15 protein-coding genes are annotated in these 17,686 nt (G+C 61.5%); 8 read left to right on the top strand and 7 right to left on the bottom strand.

Translation table 11 applies throughout. From position 1 onward, the window contains the following. Window positions 1-146: 146 nt before the first annotated feature. Both uvrB and CUJ84_RS13105 read right to left on the bottom strand, forming a co-directional pair. Window positions 147-3,176 (bottom strand): excinuclease ABC subunit UvrB, encoded by a 3,030-nt coding sequence (uvrB, locus tag CUJ84_RS13110; protein WP_105006525.1) that lies wholly within the window; start codon window positions 3,174-3,176, stop codon window positions 147-149. Window positions 3,177-3,584: 408 nt separating this feature from the next. After that, window positions 3,585-4,112, bottom strand: a complete 528-nt coding sequence (locus tag CUJ84_RS13105; protein WP_029870592.1) for a hypothetical protein — start codon at window positions 4,110-4,112, stop codon at window positions 3,585-3,587. A 244-nt stretch (window positions 4,113-4,356) separates the two neighbouring features. Here CUJ84_RS13105 and CUJ84_RS13100 point away from each other — a divergent pair, with 244 nt between their 5' ends. Then, window positions 4,357-4,797, top strand: a complete 441-nt coding sequence (locus CUJ84_RS13100; RefSeq protein WP_105006524.1) for a GNAT family N-acetyltransferase — start codon at window positions 4,357-4,359, stop codon at window positions 4,795-4,797. Between the two features lie 97 nt (window positions 4,798-4,894). Here CUJ84_RS13100 and CUJ84_RS13095 read toward each other — a convergent pair whose 3' ends face one another. Beyond that, window positions 4,895-6,685, bottom strand: a complete 1,791-nt coding sequence (locus tag CUJ84_RS13095) for a glycoside hydrolase family 15 protein (protein ID WP_105006523.1) — start codon at window positions 6,683-6,685, stop codon at window positions 4,895-4,897. A 247-nt stretch (window positions 6,686-6,932) separates the two neighbouring features. On the opposite strand from CUJ84_RS13095, the gene CUJ84_RS13090 reads away from it, so the two are divergent. From CUJ84_RS13090 to CUJ84_RS13075, 4 genes are all read left to right on the top strand, one after another. Further along, window positions 6,933-7,274 carry a hypothetical protein gene (locus tag CUJ84_RS13090; protein ID WP_105006522.1) on the top strand — a complete coding sequence of 114 codons (342 nt, stop codon included), beginning with the start codon at window positions 6,933-6,935 and terminating at the stop codon, window positions 7,272-7,274. 139 nt (window positions 7,275-7,413) lie between these two features. After that, window positions 7,414-7,707 (top strand): DUF982 domain-containing protein, encoded by a 294-nt coding sequence (locus CUJ84_RS13085; RefSeq protein ID WP_226532166.1) that lies wholly within the window; start codon window positions 7,414-7,416, stop codon window positions 7,705-7,707. A 152-nt stretch (window positions 7,708-7,859) separates the two neighbouring features. Next, entirely contained in the window at window positions 7,860-8,249 is a 390-nt protein-coding gene (locus CUJ84_RS13080; RefSeq protein ID WP_105006521.1) for a hypothetical protein, read from the top strand. A gap of 223 nt (window positions 8,250-8,472) precedes the next feature. Next, on the top strand, window positions 8,473-8,850 hold the full coding sequence (locus tag CUJ84_RS13075; RefSeq protein ID WP_105006520.1) for a hypothetical protein: 378 nt from the start codon (window positions 8,473-8,475) through the stop codon (window positions 8,848-8,850). 178 nt (window positions 8,851-9,028) lie between these two features. Here CUJ84_RS13075 and CUJ84_RS13070 read toward each other — a convergent pair whose 3' ends face one another. Together CUJ84_RS13070 and CUJ84_RS13065 are read right to left on the bottom strand one after the other, a co-directional pair. Then, entirely contained in the window at window positions 9,029-9,826 is a 798-nt protein-coding gene (locus tag CUJ84_RS13070; RefSeq protein ID WP_105006519.1) for a class I SAM-dependent methyltransferase, read from the bottom strand. Between the two features lie 251 nt (window positions 9,827-10,077). Next, entirely contained in the window at window positions 10,078-10,845 is a 768-nt protein-coding gene (locus CUJ84_RS13065; RefSeq protein WP_105006518.1) for an adenylate/guanylate cyclase domain-containing protein, read from the bottom strand. A 232-nt stretch (window positions 10,846-11,077) separates the two neighbouring features. On the opposite strand from CUJ84_RS13065, the gene CUJ84_RS13060 reads away from it, so the two are divergent. Continuing rightward, a complete protein-coding gene (locus CUJ84_RS13060) occupies window positions 11,078-13,294 on the top strand; it encodes an adenylate/guanylate cyclase domain-containing protein (protein WP_105006517.1) in 2,217 nt (738 codons plus the stop codon). Between the two features lie 20 nt (window positions 13,295-13,314). Here the strand turns inward: CUJ84_RS13060 and CUJ84_RS13055 are convergent, their stop codons facing one another. Continuing rightward, on the bottom strand, window positions 13,315-13,806 hold the full coding sequence (locus tag CUJ84_RS13055) for a YHS domain-containing (seleno)protein (protein WP_105006516.1): 492 nt from the start codon (window positions 13,804-13,806) through the stop codon (window positions 13,315-13,317). Window positions 13,807-13,884: 78 nt separating this feature from the next. Continuing rightward, on the bottom strand, window positions 13,885-14,505 hold the full coding sequence (locus CUJ84_RS13050; protein WP_432444866.1) for an ankyrin repeat domain-containing protein: 621 nt from the start codon (window positions 14,503-14,505) through the stop codon (window positions 13,885-13,887). 233 nt (window positions 14,506-14,738) lie between these two features. On the opposite strand from CUJ84_RS13050, the gene CUJ84_RS13045 reads away from it, so the two are divergent. Continuing rightward, the gene (locus CUJ84_RS13045) at window positions 14,739-15,527 is read left to right on the top strand and encodes a DUF899 domain-containing protein (protein ID WP_105006515.1); all 789 of its coding nucleotides are present in this window, start codon (window positions 14,739-14,741) and stop codon (window positions 15,525-15,527) included. A 269-nt stretch (window positions 15,528-15,796) separates the two neighbouring features. Continuing rightward, window positions 15,797-17,554, top strand: a complete 1,758-nt coding sequence (locus CUJ84_RS13040; RefSeq protein WP_105006514.1) for a phospholipase D-like domain-containing protein — start codon at window positions 15,797-15,799, stop codon at window positions 17,552-17,554. The last annotated feature ends 132 nt before the right edge of the window (window positions 17,555-17,686 follow it).

The raw sequence follows: 17,686 nt of genomic DNA, 5'->3' as shown, positions 1-17,686 counted from the left end.
GTCCATAAGGACGCCTCAACTGCCTAGACGCGCACCCATGGCGTCAGCACCCGAGATTCGATCAACCCGCCGGATTGTGAACGCGCGGCTGACCAATCGACTGACAATCTATCTGAAACCCGGCCGCCTGGTTGGCCCGTTTGTCGTTATCGCCCCGGCCGCCCAGTCTTCCCCTTCGTCCGGCTCTTGCGCTTCTGCTCGCCCGGATCCTCATAGCTCCCGACACCCGTCTTCCCGCGCACGACCGGCCGCACGTCATCGCGGTCCGGCTGTCCTTCAAGCAGCGGTGAAAACCGCTTCGTGCCCTTGGCGGCTTCGGGCTTTTCCGGCACCTGTCCGATGACTGGCTTTTCCGTTCGGCCGACGGTCATTTCGTCGAGGTCGTTTTTGCGGAAGAGGGTCTTCTTGGCGGGTTCGGCGATGTCGCGACCCATGTCGTCGAGGGCGGGTTTACGGAAGAGGGGGGTGGTGGCGTCGGTGCCTGGGCCCATGTCGTCGAGGCTGGGTCTGGAGAAGTAGGAGGGAGCGGCCCCCTCATCCGCCCTGCCGGGCACCTGACCGGGATCGAGCCGCTGGTCTCGATCCGTCCTTCGGACCCCCGCCGGGAGAAGGGACTCGCTGGTCGCTTTGGCGTTCCGTCTTACGCCTTCCATCGCCTTCGACTCCTCGCGCGCCATGGGATCGTCCATAACCGCCAGTTCTGCAGCCTTGAGGCGTTTGATTTCGTCGCGGAGGCGGGCGGCTTTTTCGAAGTCGAGGTCGGCGGCGGCGTCGCGCATGCTCTTTTCGAGCGCGTTGAGATGGGTCTGCAGGTTGTTGCCGACGAGGTTGCCGCCATCGGCGAAGCCCTTGCCCCAGGCGCCCGAGATATCGGCGCGGACATGGTCGCGTTCGTAGACGCTGTCGAGGATGTCGTTGATCCTGGCCTTGACCGATTCCGGGGTGATGCCGTGTTCCTGGTTATAGATCATCTGCTTTTCGCGGCGGCGGCTGGTTTCCTCCATCGCCCGCTTCATCGAGCCGGTGACCTGGTCGGCATAGAGGATGACCTTGCCGTCGACGTTGCGCGCGGCGCGGCCGATGGTCTGGATCAGCGAGGTCTCCGAGCGCAGGAAGCCTTCCTTGTCGGCGTCGAGAATGGCGACGAAGCCGCATTCGGGAATGTCGAGGCCCTCGCGCAAGAGGTTGATGCCGACCAGCACGTCGAAGGCGCCGAGGCGGAGATCGCGGAGGATCTCGATACGCTCCAGCGTGTCGATGTCGGAGTGCATGTAGCGCACGCGCACGCCCTGCTCATGCAGATATTCGGTCAGGTCCTCGGCCATGCGCTTGGTCAGCACGGTGCAGAGGGTGCGGTAGCCCTTGGCCGCGGTCTCGCGGATCTCGCCGAGCACGTCGTCGACCTGGCTGCGGGCCGAGCGGACCTCGACCGGCGGGTCGATCAGGCCGGTCGGGCGGATCACCTGTTCAGCGAAGACGCCGCCCGACTGCTCCATCTCCCAGCCGCCCGGGGTGGCCGAGACGGCGATGGTGTCGGGGCGCATGGCGTCCCATTCCTCGAAGCGCAGCGGCCGGTTGTCCATGCAGGAGGGCAGGCGGAAGCCGTATTCGGCCAGCGTCGCCTTGCGCCTGAAGTCGCCCCGGTACATGCCGCCGATCTGTGGCACGGTGACATGGCTTTCGTCGATGAAGACGAGGGCGTTGTCGGGGATGTATTCGAACAGGGTCGGCGGCGGATCGCCGGGGTCGCGGCCGGTGAGGTAACGCGAATAGTTCTCGATGCCCTGGCAGGAGCCTGTGGCTTCGAGCATTTCGATATCGTAGCGGGTGCGCTGCTCCAGGCGCTGCGCCTCCAGCAGGCGGCCGGCCTTCTCAAGCTCGGCGAGGCGAAGACGCAGCTCCTCCTTGATCGATTTGATGGCGCCGTTCAGTGTCGGGCGCGGGGTGACATAGTGCGAATTGGCGTAGATCTTCACCGATTTCAGGTCGCCGACCTTCTGGCCGGTGAGCGGATCGAATTCGGTGATGGCGTCGATCTCGTCGCCGAACATCGAGATGCGCCAGGCGGCATCTTCCAAGTGGGCGGGGAAGAGTTCGATCGTGTCGCCGCGCACCCGGAAGGAGCCGCGCGTGAAATCCATGTCGCGGCGCTTATATTGCTGGGCGACGAGGTCGGCCAGCAACTGGCGCTGGTCCAGCCGGTCGCCGACCGACATCTGGAAGGTCATCGCCGTATAGGTCTCGACCGAGCCGATACCATAGATGCAGGAGACCGAAGCGACGATGATGCAATCGTCGCGCTCGAGCAGCGAGCGCGTCGCCGAGTGGCGCATGCGGTCGATCTGCTCGTTGATCGAGGATTCCTTCTCGATATAGGTGTCGGAGCGCGGCACATAGGCTTCCGGCTGGTAATAATCGTAGTAGGAAACGAAATATTCCACCGCATTGTCGGGGAAGAAATTCTTGAACTCGGAATAGAGCTGGGCGGCCAGCGTCTTGTTCGGCGCCAGGATGACGGCGGGGCGCTGCGTCGCCTCGATCACCTTGGCCATGGTGAAGGTCTTGCCGGAGCCGGTGACGCCGAGCAGCACCTGGCTGCGGTCGCCATTCTCCAGCCCCTCGACGAGGTCGCGGATGGCTGTGGGCTGGTCGCCGGCCGGCTCGTAATCCGACTGCATGCGGATGGCGATGCCGCCCTCGGATTTGTCGGGCCGGGCAGGGCGGTGCGGCGTCCAGATCTTGCCGTTCTTGTGCAGCGGATTGCCGCTCTCGATCAGCGCCGACAGCGCCTCGACCGTGGCGGTAACGGCGGTGCCGGCCTGCAGCGACGAGGCCTCCTCCAGCGTCGTATCCATGCCGGAAACGGGATTGAGGCCGGCGGCGGCGCGCGTCTTCGGGTCGGTGGAGCCGCCCATGGAGGTGCCGCGCGCCGATTTCGAGGCGCTGACGCCGCCGTCGCTGGTTTTCGTCCTGGCGGCGATTTCCACCTTCTTGCGATGTTTGCCGGCCTTGGAGGCGATCTGGCGCTGGGTCTCGACGCCCGAGGCTTCGGCATCGGCCTCCAGTTGCTTCACCCAATCGGCAACCGAGCCTGAGAGAGGGGCTCCCTCAAAAGACGATTGAGGGGCTTCCTCGAAGCCATTCGGGGCGGGGGATTTCTTCGGAGATCTGGCCATGCGGCGAATATGGAGAGAGTCAGCGCGAAAGTGAAGAGGGAAAGAGTACAAAAGGGAAACGAATTGTGCGTTCGAAAGCGTGAATAGTTTTGGGCACGGGCGGGCAGCGCGCCAAACTAGGAAGCTGTGAGAAACGCTATCTATGGGATAACGGAGGTGGCGGCTTGCTCCCTCTTCTCCCCAGCGGGGAGAAGGTGGTCCGAAGGGTCGGATGAGGGGACCGCACGGCACGCCACTCATTATTGCCCTTCGCTTGCGCTCAGGACATTCGCGGCCCTGCCGCTCACCCCCTCATCGCCTCGCTATCGCTCCGGCACTTCTCCCCGCTGGGGAGAAGAGGTATGTGGCAGCGCCTTGCTCCCCTGCCTACCGGCAGTGCACCTTTGCGCCAATAGCGGTCGTGCACCCTCAAGGCTTGGTTTCCGTCGAGCAACTCATATTCGCATTGAAGAAGTTGAGATGAATGCCGAGCTTTCCGGCAGTACTGCTGAGCTGGACGTTGACGCTTTCCCCCGAGGGTGAAACGAATCTGGCATCGATATTCGATATCCACGTCGCCCCAAACGGGAATGTCACAATGGTCGTTGCCGGCTCGCCATATTTTGTTCGAAAGCCTAGCACGATCAATGCGAAGTCATCAACTCCGCCATCGCGGTGCTGTTGGATGGAGGCGATTTTGTCGTCGCATACGAAAAGACCGAGATTCGACCCTTCCACAACCCATTGACCTGGAAGGAAAGAAGAAAGATCGGGATGGAAGGAAGAAAGCTCCTTCAATTTCCAACCTTTTTCGTTCGCATTCCGCTGGGCATCGGCAAACGAGCTACCCAATTTGAAATCGTGCAAATCGTCCGGCGTTTGCGCGCAAGCTGCGCCGCTTGAGAGCGCCGTCAAGGCAAAAGCTACGCTGCAAATTAAACGCTGACCATAGGTCATGAAGGCTGGTCCCTGTCTCGAATGTTCAACACAGAAATTGTTAAACAGATTGGGAATACCGCCGCAACGCTAACAATTAGGACGATCGCCAAAACGGGAAAAGCCGGAGAAACGCTATCCTGTGGGATAACTGAGATCGCGGCTTGCTCCCTCTTCTCCCGTCGATGATCGGGCTGCCAAGAGTGTGCTTGCGCCATGCCTCGCTGCAACGTATCAGTGCATGATGAGGGGAGCGAGGAGCGCAATGATCCGCATGTTGCAAGAGGACGACCAAGCGCAATGGCGAGCGTTGTGGACGGAATATCTGAATTTCGATGGCAGTACACTCGATGCCGGGGTCCATGATCGCACCTGGACTCGTCTGTTGAAAGAAGGGGAACCGATGCACTGTGCGCTAGCCCTGGCTGGCGGCGAAGCGGTGGGCTTCGTGCATTATATCTTCCATCCCTCGACCTGGACTCTCAGCAATTCCTGTTATCTACAGGATTTATTTGTCGCGCCGACGGTTCGCGGGAAAGGTTATGGCCGGGCGCTGATCGCCCATGTGTGTGAACAAGCGGCTGCGGCTGGATCGTCGCGCGTGTATTGGCAAACGCAGGAGGATAACGCCACGGCGATCGCGCTTTATGAAAAAGTCGCCGAGCGCTCGGGCTACATCCAGTTTCGCAAGTCGGTTCCGAGCTGAACTCTGGGTGGTGTCTCTTAAGGGCGCTAACCTCGCCTTGGGCAGCGGCGGGTGTTCTCCCGCCGGTCGTCTCCCAATAACCAAGCCGAGCATATCATCAAGCCGAACGCTGGTCCGCCGGCCCCCCGAGCCGCGCGAGGTTCAACGCACTGTTGATCAACCCGACATGGCTGAAGGCCTGCGGGAAGTTGCCGAGCATGCGGCGGGCGGCGGGATCATATTCTTCCGCCAGAAGCCCGACATCGTTGCAGATACAAAGCAGCCGCTCGAACAGGCGCAGCGCATCGTCGCGGCGGCCGATCATGCCGAGGGCGTCGACGAGCCAGAAGCTGCAGGCGAGGAACGCGCCTTCGCCTGGCGGCAGGCCGTCGTCCACCTCCTGCGTCTCGTAGCGCAGCAGCAGGCCATCACGCAGCAGCCTGCGCTCGATCGCCTCGACTGTCGCGACATAGCGCGGATCATCAGGCGGGATGAAGCCGACCATACCGAGATGCAGCAGGCTGGCATCAAGCGCCTTGGAGCCGTAGGCCTGCACGAAACAGCCGAGTTCGGGATCGAAAGCTTTCTCGCAAACCTCGGCATGGATGTGATTTGCGAGCGTGCGCCAACGTGCGGCGGCCTCGGGCTCGCCGTCCGCCTCGGCAATCTGGACGGCGCGGTCGAAGGCCACCCAGGCCATGACCTTCGAATAGGTGAAATGCTGGCGCTGGCCGCGCACCTCCCAGATGCCTTCATCGGGCTCCATCCAGATTTTTTCGAGAAAGGGCAAAATGGCCGCCGCCAGTTCGCGTCCGCGGTGATGCGGCGGAAGCCCGCCCTTGCGGGCCTGCAGCAGGGCGTCGGCCACCTCGCCATAGACATCGAGCTGCACCTGTTCGGCAGCGGCATTGCCGATGCGTACGGGTGTCGAGCCCTCGTAGCCACTCAGCCAGGGAACCTGCCATTCCAGCAGATTGCGCTCGCCGGCGACGCCATACATGATCTGCATCTGCGCCGGGGCGCCGGCGACCGCGCGCAGCAGCCAGTTGCGCCAGGCACTGGCTTCCTCGTAATAGCCGAGTTTCATCAGGGCGAGCAGGGTCAGCGTCGCGTCGCGCAGCCAGCAATAGCGGTAGTCCCAGTTGCGCGGCCCGCCGATCTTTTCCGGCAGGGAGGTTGTCGCCGCGGCGACGATGCCGCCCGTCGGCATGTAGGTCAGTGCCTTGAGCGTGATGAGCGAGCGTTTGACCTGTTCCGTCCACCGGCCCACTTTCGGGCATTTCGCGGCAAAGGATTGCCAGAATTCCTCCGTGTCCGGCAGCGCATATTCCACCTGCCGCTGAGCCGGCTGCGGCATATGCGAGGGGGACCAGGTCAGGGTGAAGATCTGGCTCTCGCCAGCGGCAACCTGGAAGGAGCCGACCGTGCTCAGGCCGCGGCCTTCGAGCGGGACGGCGCAATTCAGGGTTAACCTGTCCGGGCCGGCAATTGCGGTGATGCCGCCATCCTCGCCATGCGTGACCCAGGGAACGGTTCGGCCGTAATCAAAGCGCAGGTTGAGCTCCATATCGAAGGCGACAGTGCCGCTCTTGCCCTCGACGATGCGCATCAGATCGCTCGTGCCATCGCGAAGCGGCATGAAGTCGATGAGAACGGCGGTGCCGGTCTCGGTCTGAAACTCGGTTTCGAGAATGAGCGTGTCGTTGCGGTAGCGGCGCGTGACGCGGACGTTTTCACCTGACGGTGACAGCGACCAGAAGCCGTTATCCTCGGCGCCGAGCAGGGCGGCAAAACAGGCGGGGGAATCGAAGCGCGGAAAACAGAGCCAGTCGATCGAGCCGTTCTTCGAGACGAGTGCGGCGGTTTCGCAATCGCCGATGAGCGCGTAGTCCTCAATGGGTACCGACACCGGAGCCTCCTTTGCATAGCAGTCGGTCTTTTAGGTAGAGGCCGTGCGCGGAGATCAAGCGCGGAAACTAACGGGGCGGTAGGCGTGCCGGCTATCATGCAAACTCCGGATATCAATGGGGGCATCGCCAGCAATGCCAAGCCGAAATGGAAAGTGTCGATAAATAAAAGTCTGTGGTTGAAGGCTCTGCTGCCTCCCGCATTGCGCGCGCCGATGTTACAGCTGCTGCGGGAATTGGGGACCATTCATGAACAAGATAATCATTGCATTCGCGGCGGCCGCGGCAGTGGCCGGCTGCGCCAAACGTCCTGACGCCATCGTCCAGGTCGATATTCCGATGGCGGCCTATACGAACCTCAGTTGCGAGGCGCTTGCCGTGGAACTCAAGAAAGAGAAGGCCAAGCTCGACGACCTGTCCAAGCAGCAGATCAGCGCAGCGAACGGCGATGCTTTCGGTGTCTTCCTCGTCGGCGTCCCCATCGGCAGCGTCGCGGGGGGAGACAAGGAAGGGGAAATTGCCGCGTCCAAAGGCAAAGTATCGGCCATGCAGTCCGCTGGAATGAGCAAGGGCTGCAAGCTGCCCAGCTGACGGCCGGGGCCGCAACCATCGAGATCGGCCCGGCGGCATTCGTGCAATGCCGCGCGGCAATCGTCTGCCCCTCGTATCGGAACCAGAATCGGCCTTCCGCAGTTAGTTTCCTGTCACTTCAGCTTCAGGTGCAACTGCAATTAGCGATCATTCTGCCTTCTGGGAAAACCCCATCTCGATCGACCTTGATTCCGGCGAACGGCTGGTTCTTCGCTCACCGCAGGATGCGCTGTATGCACTCGTCTCCGACTGGCCGGTCAATGGCGGCGTCCACCAGCAAAGGGCGATCGATTTCTGCCGCGCCTGGCTTGCCGGGCGGATGCCGGCCGAGACGGTGCGGCAGGCTTTCATCCTGGCCGCGCTGGAAGCCGGCGTGTCGATCAATGATGATGAAGACGGGGCAGAAGCCGCGGTTGTGAATCCTCCAGCATAGAAGGAGCGACGCCGGCTACATCCAGACTTCACGCGGCCCGGTATTCCGCAGCGCCAACAATATTCCTTTCATGTATTGCAAATATTATTCCCGCTGTGTTTGTAAGAAATACGCAGCGTCGCCGCGTTCCGATTCTTTGGGGATTCAACTGAATGAGAATTAAAGTCCTTGCTTGTGCCGCTCTGCTGATGCTGGCCGGCTGCAACGCCCCCGTGTCGCAATCCGTTGCAGATTCCCAGCGTCCTCCCTCGAATGACGTCCGGCAGAACTTCATCAACATCGTGTTCAAGAGAAGCTACCGGCACGAAGCAGGAGAAGTCGTATGGGCCCGCATTTCCAGCGTGGTGGTGCTTGAACCTGAGAAAAATATCTATGCTTACTGCGTGCGTTTAGTGCCCAAGCGCGGCTGGGGAGACTGGGCCTATCTCGGCGTCTCCTTCACGGATGGCAAAATATTAGGCGCGACGGTGAATGACGATCGCTGCCGCGACAAGCGGCTGCGCTACTACCCGTTTCCTGAGCTGACCGGCATGAAGACCTGACGCAGGGGCGAGGGCTCCGGCCGCGTCGTTGTTCAAGGCTTTGTTGAGCGGCGCGCGACAGGCATTTAGTGTCGTTGGGGCGCGGCATCCTCCAACCTTCCTCGTGCTGAGGTGCGCAGCCCCTGGGGCGGAGGCTCAGGGCATGGGATGCGGCGTTGCTGCTTGCAGCCATCGCCTTCGGGAAACCCGGTCCATCAACTTTAATAGAGGGAGATCCGACTGAATGAAAATCAAATTCCTTGCTTGCGCTGTTCTGCTGGCACTGGCCGGCTGCCAGACTCCGGCGCCGCAGTCAGTTGTAGATTCCCAGCAGCCGCCTTCCAGCGCAGTTCGACGCGAGTACGTCGACGCCCTGCGGGGAACCATTAAATCGGGGAATTTCGTAAAGGCCGAGATTTCCAGCGTGGTTCTGCTTAATCCGGAAAAGCAGATATATGCTTATTGCACGCGCACGACGGAACGTGCCTACCCAAACTGGTCCTATATCGGCCTGGGCTTGCAACACAACATGATATTGTACCTGAAAAAGAACGACTATCGCTGCCACGATAAGCGGCTGCGTTACTATGATTTTCCGGAATTGCGGAACATGAAGTACTGACGAGAGAAACAGGAGCCTTGGACGGGCCATCCAATGGTTCCATCCGGCAATGCTGAATCTCACTGCCCTATGTCTGCTTTCAACAAGGAAGGCGTAACGTGGGACAGGGCATTGGTTTACGGCCAGGCACTGTTTGGCTTTGGAAGTACCAGCTGCAGCCGCCATCGGTGCAACGACGCTAGGCAGTGCCCCGCACCGCAAAGGCCACGCTCTCAAACCCACGAGGACCATCCTCACGCTCGCCCGTGAGATAGGCTGCTCTCATCGCATCCCGAAGCCGCTCCCGCCTCGCCGCGGGCAACCCGTCAAAAAAGGCTGCGAAGGTTCCTTGCCCGTAGAGCTTTGGAAGCCAGAAATCTTCGAAATTGGCATAGTCCATGCTAATCGCGAGCGTGGTTTCGGCAATATCCTTGAAGCCGGCAGTCTCGAAGAGTTCGCGTAATTCGCCCTCGGCCGTCAGCGGCCGCCTGCCGGAGGGCGCGCCATTGCCGGCGGCTTCCGGCTCAAGTATGAGGATCGTATCCCAGAACAGGCGCCAGCTCGGCATGCCGTCGTAGGACCAGACTGCGGCCGCGGCGACAGCACCCGATCGCAGGACGCGGCGCATTTCCCGCGCTGCCTTGTGTGCATCGGACACGAAGTGCAGTACGAGCAGGGAATAGGCAGCGTCGAAGGTCTGGCTTTCGAAGGGCAGGGCGCAGACATCGCCTTGTTGCGCCCTTATCCTCGCATCATCCGTGCGAGAGCGCAGAGCCGCCACGAAGTTCTCCTCGAAATCAAGGGCTTCGACGGCTTCCAGTTCAGGGTGAGCGGAGAGAGCGAGCGTCAGGCTGCCGGTGCCGCAGCCCGCGTCGAGGACGCGGCCGCCGGATGGCACGCCGGCGAAATCGAGGAAGGGCGCGGCCAGCCACCGGCTCCAGCGCCCCATGCTGGCTTCATAGGCCTCGGCACCCTTAGCGACGAAGGTGGATGGCATGGGCTTCCCGATACCTCTCGATCACTCTCGGTGACGCGATGCTCTCGCAGCACCGATATAGGCGCATGTGTCAGGGCAGTCTATATGGCGATCGCCATCGTCGCCGCCACGCGAAAACACATCACCTTGATCAACGCCATCCCCATAAGACGGAGGCCCTCGAATGATCCGCAACCGGCGCTCTGCAATGGCGGCTGCCACGTTGAAGGCAGTATAGAAGCTTGGCAGAGGTGAGCGGCGCGGTTGGCAGCTCAGGGCTTGGCCAGCACTCGTGCCTGCACCGGCTGCTCGATGCCCTTGAGCACAAGCATGCGCGTTTCGGCGCCTGCCGTGAGATCGGGCGCCTTTGCGGCCGTTTCGGCCGAGATCAGGATCTCGCCGGCTGCGGCCTGGGATTCCAGCCTTGCGGCCTGATTGACGACGCCGCCGATCGCGGTGAAATCGCTGCGAAAGCTTGAGAATTCGCCGATCTGGACCTCGCCGGAATGGATGCCGACGCCGACGCCGAGGGTGCGGCCGGGCAATGCCTCGAGCACCAGACCGCTCAGCGCGGCGGCACAGTTTCGCTGGATCTCCTGCGCGGCCAGGATCGCGGCGCCAGCGTGATCCTTTCTGACGATCGGAAAATTGAAAATCGCCATCAGGCCGTCGCCCATCTGCTTGTTGACGATGCCATCATGCGCCCAGATCGCCTGCGCGCAGCGATCCTGAAACAGGCTGACAATCTCGCTCAGTTGCACAGCCTCGATGCGCTCCGACAGATCCGTGAAACCCCTGATATCGGCAAACAGGATGGTGGCGTCGACAGTGATCTGGCGCTGCTTCTTGACATATTGGAAGGAGCGCTCGCAGATCGTGCAGATATCGGGGTTCATCTTGCTGCGGGTGATGCCGAAGGCGCGGAAGGGCAAGGCGAGCGGGCCGCCGATCGGAATCGGCATATGCATCTGGTCCCAACAGCCGCGGCAGATCCTGGCGCTGCCGTGCCTGGATGGCTCGCTTGATGAGGCTGTCGTCATATCTCCAAATCCATCGCCTGATAGCCAAAAAACAAGCTTCCGACACTCTCCTGCTTTTGGCAACTCTCCCAATCATCGAAGACAACGATGGCTTGAAGTATTTCGTCCGGCGCCATCCTGATCAGAGACATCACCGCCAAATTGAATATCGTACGGCCCGGCGATAGCATCGCGATGGAACCTCCTGTAGGATATTGTTAACAATACATTCGCTCTCCAGGAAAGACCGGGGATGGAGCGCCGTCTTGCAGCAATCCTGATCGCTGATGTCGTCGGTTACAGTCGATTGAGCCAGATCGACGAAGAGGGCACCCGTGCGCGTTTTCAGGCGGACCAGAACGATATCTTCGAGCCGGCGATCGAGCGTCATCACGGCCGGCTGGTCAAAACCATGGGCGATGGTCTGCTGGTCGAATTTCAGAGTGTCGTCGATGCCTTGCGCTGCGCGGTGGAGGTTCAGCAACTGAAAGCCACGCAGAGTGCCGCGGCGCTGCCGGAGCATTGGCTCCAATTCCGGATCGGCATCAATCTCGGTGATATCATTGTCGAGGGCGAGGACATCCAGGGTGACGGCGTCAATATCGCCGATCGAATACAGGCGTTGGCCGAGCCAGGCGGCATCGCGATATCAGGCACGACATATGATCAGGTGAAATCGAAAATCCCAGTCGGTTTCGCTTCGCTCGGCGAGCAGCGGCTGAAGAGCATCACCGAACCGGTCCGGGTCTATCGCGTCCTGCTTGACCCGACCGCCGCCGGCAAAACCCTCCCAAGCCGGAGGCGCCCGCCGAGACGCCGCCTCGTTGCCGGCATAGCAGCGGCCGTCGTCCTTGCTTTTGCGGGCGCAGCACTCTGGTGGCAGCCGTGGATGGCGGCAAAACCGCCGGGGCCTGGCGAACGTTTCGCCTATCCGCTGCCGGACAGGCCCTCGGTGGCGGTTCTGCCCTTCATCAATGTCAGCGGCGACACCGAGCATGATCATCTGGCAGAGGGGTTGACGGACGACCTGATCACCGAATTGTCCAAAGTATCGGGTCTCTTCGTCATCGCCCGCCATTCGGTCTTCGCCATCCAGGACTCCGTCGGCAAAATTCAGGATGTGGCCGCCGAACTCGGTGTTCAATACGTGCTCGAAGGGACATTGCAGCGGGCCGGGCCACGGCTGCGGATCAATGTCAAACTGATCGACGCGGTCACCGGCCTATCGCTCTGGGCCGAGCGCTACGATCGCCAATATGCCGACCTCTTCGCCGTTCAGGACGATGTGATCGGCAAGATCATCTCGGCCCTGTCGGTCAAGCTCAGCGCGCGCGAGCGCGATCAACTGGCCCGGATCCCGACCGAAAATCTCGAAGCCTATGATTATTACATGCGGGCCGAGCAGGAAGGCTTCATCTTCAGGGATGTCGACACCTATCGCCGGACCCTGTCCTTCTACCAGAAGGCGATCGACCTCGATCCGGGCTTTGCCAATGCCCATGCGGGAATTGCCCGCGTCGCCGTCGATGTCTGGCGCAACGACTATAACTACCTTTGGTCGGCCGCCGTCGCCCGCAAGATCGCCTATGACGCCGCCGGGCAGGCCCTCAAGCTGGATCCCAACAATGCCAGGGCGCACACCGTGCTTGCCCTGCTGCAATGGGTGGACGGGCGGGAGACGGAGGCCAGGAACTCCGCCAACATGGCGGTTGCGATGGAGCCGAACGATGCGGAGGCCGCCGCCAACCTCGCTCTCATCCTGGTCCACACCGGAAGCAGCGGGCAGGCGATCACTGAGATCGAAAAAGCTTTGCGGCTCGATCCTTCGCCCGCGTCGAGCTTTCAACTGCTGGCAGGGATCGTCTTTTATACCGCGGGTGACGATCGGCGCGCGATCTCGCTGATAGAGCCGACGCTCGACAGCCTGCCGAAGGTCGAGCCGGCGCGCGAATATCTGGCGGCGGCCTATGCCGACCAGGGCAATGAAACCAAGGCTGCAGCGGAGACGGCAAAGCTGCTGGAGCTCTTCCCGGAAAGCAATCTGACCTATTACGGTTATCTCTACGATTATTGGCGGGACGGCGATCTGAAGCGCCATCTGGCCGGACTGCGCAAGGCCGGCATTCCCGAATGGCCCTTCGGCTTTACAGGCAATCAAGCCGACCGGCTCGTCGAGGCAGACCTGCGCAATCTCGTCGACGGCAAGAGCTGGACCGGCAAGCACAAGAACGGCACGGATTTCATCCAGTATTTCGACAAGGCCGGAAACACCGCCTATCGCAGCGCCAATACCAACATCACCGGCATTGTCGAGGTGCGGGGCGACAGAATCTGTGAAAAATTCGACGGCTATTTCCTCGACCGGATGGTGTGCGGATATGTTTACCGCAATACCAAAGGCGAGCAGGGCGACAGGCAGTACATACATGTGACGCCGCGCGCCCTGACGTTCTTTTCACCCGCACCCTGAAGGAGCCAGGCGTTGCGGCTTCATTTCGTTGCCGGTTGCTGCCAGACGGTGTGCATCTTCTCCGAAATCAGCGTCTGCTGAACTTCGGACCAATGTTTCTTCGAGTCGGTCACCTTGGTCGGGTTCTTCTCCATGCCTTCCGCCGCCCCGGGATCATAGCTCAGATACAGTTTGCCATCGATGATCCGCCAGGCTTTCGGATCGATATTGGTGGTCACTGTCCCGAAAGACACGCCGTCGGCGCAATAGCCGCCATATTGCGGCGCATATCTGGACGGATCGCCCTTGAAGAGATCGCGATTTCTAGCGCTGGCGAAATACCAGGTCGCGCCAAGCCAGTGGTAGGAATATGTCTCGGATCCTTCGACGGCTTGGTTTTCAGTGAAATAGGCAACCGGATCATAACCCTTGATCGCGATATCTCCGAAATAGCCGGTATTGACGAATTCCTCCGCCCCCGCAGGCTGAAGGAAGGAAAGCAGCATGACCGCAGCGCCAACAGCCACGCCCATCCGCCTTCCGCATTTTTGCACATGATAAGACATAACAAGCTCCGTTCCCGGACGCGGTCTGTTACCTCAAGCGAAATGCTATTGCCGTTTGGAGCATTCCTTGTAGAGCGGTTCGCCCACAAGCTCGGCTTTCTGGCAAACAGCACCGGCTTCCATGAGTAATTTGGCCGTATCCCAATGCGCCCGCCACCCGGCTTGAGTGAGAGGCGTGTACCCGTTTCTTTCCGTCGCTTCGACATCCGCATTTTTAGTCAACAGAAAAGCGACCACGTCGGTGCGGCCCTCTTCGGCGGCGCCGTGCAGCGGCGACATCTGATAGAAATTCTTCCTGTCGTTGACATCAGCTCCGTCTGCGACAAGCAGTTTCACCACCTCCAGATTTCCTCCATAGGCTGCCGCATGCAGTGCCGTCAGCCCACCCTTGTTGCGAACTTCGATGTCGGCGCCGCGATCCAGCAAAAGAGCGACGACATCGGCATGGCCCGCCAATGACGCGATAATCAGCGCCGGCTCGCCCGCCTCATCGGGCTCCGCCAGATCGGAGCTCTGGCCCAGCAACTGTGTGACGCGGGCGATATCGCCATCCTTGGCCGCTTCGTGCAAAGGACCTGCCCATGAGGGCATAACGCCAATGACAAACGCAGCAACAGTCGCGATAAAAACATTCACGGGCACGATCTCGATTTGATTGGGGGGCATGCGCCGTTTTGTGGCGTTTTAGCACGCGACCCATTCGTAAACAAGATTACGCTAATGGATGCGCTCCCCGCCAGCACCACTCATGCACCACGGCTGCGACCGGCGGTTCCAGGGAATACGGTCACACTTGTTACTCCCCCTATTCGATTTCCGATGCGAAACTATCTCAGACCAATGCGCGATGAACCGGGCTTTCAAGCCCGGGAAATCGCCCTGATGAGGAGATGAAAGCCATGACTGCTTCAGCCGAGAATGGAAAAAGCGAACAAGCCATGCACAAACCGTCGGTCGTGTCGCCGCAGGCTTGGGAGGCGGCCCGCGAGCAGCTGCTCGTGAAGGAAAAGGCTGAGACCCGCGCCCGCGATGCGCTCGCCGCCGAGCGCCGACGCATGCCGTGGATGGTTGTCGAGAAGGGCTATGCGTTCGAAGGTCCTCAGGGCAAAGTCAGCCTGCTCGAGCTGTTCGAAGGCAGGCATCAGCTCATCCTTTACCGCGCCTTCTACGAGCCCGGCGTGTTCGGCTGGCCCGAACATGCCTGCCGCGGCTGCTCGATGGTGGCCGATCAGGTCGCTCATGTCGCCCATCTCAACGCCCGCGACACGACGCTGGTCTTCGCCTCGTGCGCGCCGCAGGCCGACATTGTACGGTTGAAGGCGCGCATGGGCTGGACGATGCCCTGGGTCACGATCACCGACAGTTTCGACAAGGACTTCGGCGTCGACGAGTGGCACGGCACCAACGTGTTCTACCGCGACGGCGAGCGCATCTTCCGCACCTATTTCATCAACAACCGCGGCGACGAGCAGATGGGCGGCACCTGGAACTACCTCGACATCACGCCACTGGGCCGCCAGGAAGTCTGGGAGGATTCGCCCGAGGGCTATCCGCAGACCCCGACCTACAAGTGGTGGAACTGGCACGACAGCTATGTGCCGGACGCCGAGCCAGACAAGAAATGGGTCGAGGTGTCAGATGCCGGCGAGGCGGCGTTTCGGGCCGAGAGCACCAAAGGCAAAGCGTAGGGGCGGCCCCGCCGTATCCTCCGTCCGTGGGGGCAGGAGGACGGCGGTCCGCCTGTAAGTCTGGCGAACCGCAAATCTCCTTTCAAGGCGGCGCCGGTCGTCGACCATCGAGCCAACGATTGACGACTGTGCGACAGGGGCGCCGTCCCAGAACGCGCTTGCGCCACGCAGTCGCCCCCTGCACCTTCTGCGCGCAAAATTTCACCGACATATCTCCTTACTGTCACGGAACCATGCTAGATTTTCTCCGATATTGAGGGGAGGCGGGCATGGATACGGATTTTCGTGTGACCGGCGGGAATGCGGCTGCGCTTTTTGCGCTGACCATCCATCGCGGCGACGGCATGGTGTTGCTCGGCATGGATTGGAAGAACGGTCGGCCGCCGGTCGATTTCGTCGGCTTCGGCATCCAGTATCGCGAGCCGGGCACGGACTTCTTCAAGGCCGTTCACAACCGCATCGGTTTTCCCGGCCAGCCGGTTCCCGAGGACGGCATTCGCACCACCGAGGCGCCGATCCAGAAGTTCCGCTGGGTGCACTTTCCCTTCAATGCCGATCTGCCCGGCAAGTTCACCTATCGCATCACGCCAAAGTTCATGGACGCAGCAGGCGCGCTGACATCGGGCGAGGCGCAGGAGGCGGAACTGGCGCTGATGCGCGAAACCATTCCCGGCAAGCTCAACGTCGCCTTCACCCGTGGCTTTGTCTCGTCGCAGGCCTTCGTGCACAATTTTGCCGCCGGCGGACCCATCATCACGCTGGTGCCACCGGATGGCGACCTGGGGCTGGACTTCGTGCTGACCCATGCCGATGCCGAGCGGGCGCTCGCCTGGATGGGTTTCGAGGCGCGTGCCGAAACGCTCGATCTGCTCGACAGGGCGCACGCTGCAGGCGCCGAGGTGCGCGCCATCGCCTATGACCTCAACCTGCCCGAGGTGGTCACCCGGCTGGAAGCGCTGGGGCCAAAGCTCAAGATCATCATCGACGACAGCGCCCGCACCAAGGGTCACGGCCGCCCGAATTCGCCGGAGACCAAGGCGGCAGAGCGGCTGATCGCCTCGGCGGGGGCTGCCAACGTCAAGCGCCAGCATATGGCCAACCTGCAGCATCAGAAATCGATCGCGGTCAGCGGCGGCGCCATTTCGACCGTGCTCTACGGTTCTACGAATCTCAGCTGGCGCGGGCTCTATGTGCAGTCGAACAACAGCCTCGCCGTCCACAGCGACAAGGCGATCGAGGATTATTTCGCTGCCTTCGAGAGCTATTTCACCGCCAAGCGCGCCGATGATTTCCGCGACTCGCCAAGTTCCGCCGGCTGGATCGATCTCGGCCTTGACGGCGTCGACGCCAAGGTCGCTTTCTCTCCGCACAGCGACGCCAATGGCCGGCTGGACGAGATCGGCGCCGATATCGATACTGCGCGGTCCAGCGTGTTCTTCTCGCTCGCCTTTCTCGGCCAGATGACCAAGGGAGCGATCGGCCCGGCATTGGGGCGCGCCCTGGAGCGTCCCGATATGCATGTGATGGGCATTGCCGATGCCGAGGTGCGGGCGGGCAATCTGGGTCTCACCGTGCTCACTCCCGACAACCGTCGGCGGGTGGTGCGGTCGGCGGCGTTGACGGGCAACGTGCCGCCGCCCTTCGTGACCGAGCCCTCGGGTCTGTCAGGCGTCGACGGCAAACAGCGCGGCACGAGGATGCACCACAAGTTCGTCGTGCTCGACTTCGACAAGCCGACGGCGCGGGTCTATCTCGGCTCCTACAATTTCTCCGAACCCGCCGATGACGAGAACGGAGAGAACCTCGTCCTCGTCCGCGACCGCACGGTGGCGACAAGCTACATGATCGAGGCGCTCAGGATGTACGACCACTACATCTTCCGCGTCGCCTCCGAAGCGAGCGACGGCGCTGCCCGCCCGCTGGAACTCAAACGCCCGCCTCAGCCCGGCGGCACGCCCTGGTTCGAACGCGACTGGACCGACCCCATCCGCGCCCGCGACCGGCAGTTGTTTGCGCGGGCGGAGTAAGGTTGCTGGTCACGACGGCTCTTGAACCTCAACCATTCCACGCGGGCGATATCGTAAGGCGCAACAGGCGTTCGACGGACGGCTGAGGTGAGGCGGTCTTTCGCTTGGGGACGATTGCCTTGCCCGGCGAGG

The sequence above is a fragment of the Rhizobium leguminosarum genome (assembly GCF_002953715.1).
Taxonomy (GTDB): Bacteria; Pseudomonadota; Alphaproteobacteria; order Rhizobiales; family Rhizobiaceae; genus Rhizobium; species Rhizobium leguminosarum_V.
This window is presented reverse-complemented; position numbering and strand designations above follow the sequence as displayed.

Coding starts and splice junctions, on each gene's coding strand:
- uvrB (WP_105006525.1), bottom strand. CDS start 3,176: ATGGCCAGATCTCCGAAGAAATCCCCCGCCCCGAATGGCTTCGAGGAA.
- CUJ84_RS13105 (WP_029870592.1), bottom strand. CDS start 4,112: ATGACCTATGGTCAGCGTTTAATTTGCAGCGTAGCTTTTGCCTTGACG.
- CUJ84_RS13100 (WP_105006524.1), top strand. CDS start 4,357: ATGATCCGCATGTTGCAAGAGGACGACCAAGCGCAATGGCGAGCGTTG.
- CUJ84_RS13090 (WP_105006522.1), top strand. CDS start 6,933: ATGAACAAGATAATCATTGCATTCGCGGCGGCCGCGGCAGTGGCCGGC.
- CUJ84_RS13080 (WP_105006521.1), top strand. CDS start 7,860: ATGAGAATTAAAGTCCTTGCTTGTGCCGCTCTGCTGATGCTGGCCGGC.
- CUJ84_RS13075 (WP_105006520.1), top strand. CDS start 8,473: ATGAAAATCAAATTCCTTGCTTGCGCTGTTCTGCTGGCACTGGCCGGC.
- CUJ84_RS13070 (WP_105006519.1), bottom strand. CDS start 9,826: ATGCCATCCACCTTCGTCGCTAAGGGTGCCGAGGCCTATGAAGCCAGC.
- CUJ84_RS13065 (WP_105006518.1), bottom strand. CDS start 10,845: ATGACGACAGCCTCATCAAGCGAGCCATCCAGGCACGGCAGCGCCAGG.
- CUJ84_RS13060 (WP_105006517.1), top strand. CDS start 11,078: ATGGAGCGCCGTCTTGCAGCAATCCTGATCGCTGATGTCGTCGGTTAC.
- CUJ84_RS13055 (WP_105006516.1), bottom strand. CDS start 13,806: ATGGGCGTGGCTGTTGGCGCTGCGGTCATGCTGCTTTCCTTCCTTCAG.
- CUJ84_RS13050 (WP_432444866.1), bottom strand. CDS start 14,505: ATGCCCCCCAATCAAATCGAGATCGTGCCCGTGAATGTTTTTATCGCG.
- CUJ84_RS13045 (WP_105006515.1), top strand. CDS start 14,739: ATGACTGCTTCAGCCGAGAATGGAAAAAGCGAACAAGCCATGCACAAA.
- CUJ84_RS13040 (WP_105006514.1), top strand. CDS start 15,797: ATGGATACGGATTTTCGTGTGACCGGCGGGAATGCGGCTGCGCTTTTT.